This is a genomic window from Dietzia sp. SLG310A2-38A2 (genome assembly GCF_014145095.1).
Classification (GTDB): domain Bacteria; phylum Actinomycetota; class Actinomycetes; order Mycobacteriales; family Mycobacteriaceae; genus Dietzia.
In genome coordinates this window covers 1-1375 of sequence record NZ_JAALDX010000140.1, presented here as the reverse complement: position 1 = coordinate 1375, position 1375 = coordinate 1, and the positions used below count along the sequence as shown (strand labels likewise).

Below are 1375 nucleotides of genomic sequence, written 5' to 3'. Positions count from 1 at the left end.
GGTCTCCGGGGTGCGGACGCCCAGGACGCCGTTGCCCGGCAGTCGGCCGAGCAGCCCCAGCAGGCCGGTGACCCCGACCACCAGCGCGAGACCAGCCAGGAGCACCACGACCATCACGAGCACTGCGTTCACGCCCCTGAGGGTACGCCCGCGGCGGAGTAATTCCGATTCGCCTCATCCCCCGTCGAGCCGTCCCCGCCAGAACCCTCGACCAGCGCGAGAAGTCGGGCGAGCTCGCGCTTGTCCTGCTCGCTGAGCCGGTCCAGGAACTCCCGGCGCACCGTGGCGACGTGATCGGGTGCGGCCTCCCCGATCTCCCTCATACCCTCCTCGGTGGCGGAGACGAACGCGCCCCGGCCGTCGGTGGGGCAGCTCGCCCGCTGCACGAGTCCACGCCGGACCATGCGGGTCACCTGATGGGAGAGTCGGCTGCGTTCCCACTGCAGGACGTCGGACAGCGCTGTCATCCGTAACGGGCCGTCGGCCTCGCTGAGGTACACGAGCACCTCGAACTCCGGCTCCGTCAGGCTCGACGTGGCTTTGAGGTCGCGCTGGATCGCCAGGTGCAGGCGCCCCTGGATCGCGAGGTAGTCGCGCCAGAGCGCCTTCTCCTCGTCTGTCAGCCATCTCACGTGGTCGGTTGGCAGGGGTTCGCTCATGAGCCCACTCTACTCTCATAGTTGACACGACACCTAGTGCGGGGATAGAAGTGTGTGACGCATCATCCGGATGTGTGACCCGAAAGGACCACAGACATGAGCACCACGACGACCGTCCCCTCACCCCGTACCACCGCCACCGAGACCCGCCTGTTCCCCGTACCCGGGGACGTCCGCGACATCGGCCTGCTCCTCACCCGGGTGCTGCTCGGTGTAATCCTGATCGCGCACGGCTGGGAGAAACTCGTCACCAACGGTGCCGGGGCCACGGGCGAGTTCTTCGACTCCGTCGGGGTCCCTGCCGCCCAGGCCGCCGCGGTGTTCGCGGGCGTCGTCGAGCTGGCCGGAGGGATCCTGCTGGTGCTGGGACTGCTCACCCAGGTCGTCGCGGTCCTCGTCGTCGTCGTCATGTTCGGCGCCTACCTGTTCGTCCACCAGGGCGCCGGGATCTTCGCCACGAACGGTGGCTGGGAGCTCGTCGCCGTGATCGCGCTGGCCGTTGCCGTCTTCGGCCTGGTCGGCGCCGGCCGCTTCAGCCTCGACGCGCTGATCGCGCGCCGTCGCGCCGCCGGGGCCCGGAGGACGACGGCCTGACCCGAAGCGGGCCGGCGAGAGCGCGCCACAACGCCGCATCGAGAACGCCGCATCGACAACGCCGCATCGAGAAGAGCGTTCCGAACACTCCGCACTCCTTGGAGTCAAGTGGTTGTTGCAAC

At 68.9% G+C, this 1375-nt stretch carries 2 protein-coding genes; one reads left to right on the top strand and one right to left on the bottom strand.

Annotation, left to right across the window (positions count from 1 at the left end; genetic code table 11):
• Nucleotides 1-128: 128 nt before the first annotated feature.
• Nucleotides 129-659, bottom strand: coding sequence for a MarR family transcriptional regulator (locus G6027_RS05325; RefSeq protein ID WP_182636071.1), 531 nt, complete (start codon nucleotides 657-659; stop codon nucleotides 129-131).
• A 96-nt stretch (nucleotides 660-755) separates the two neighbouring features.
• Between G6027_RS05325 and G6027_RS05320 the strand changes: the two genes are divergently transcribed.
• Nucleotides 756-1253, top strand: a complete 498-nt coding sequence (locus tag G6027_RS05320) for a DoxX family protein (RefSeq protein ID WP_182636069.1) — start codon at nucleotides 756-758, stop codon at nucleotides 1251-1253.
• The last annotated feature ends 122 nt before the right edge of the window (nucleotides 1254-1375 follow it).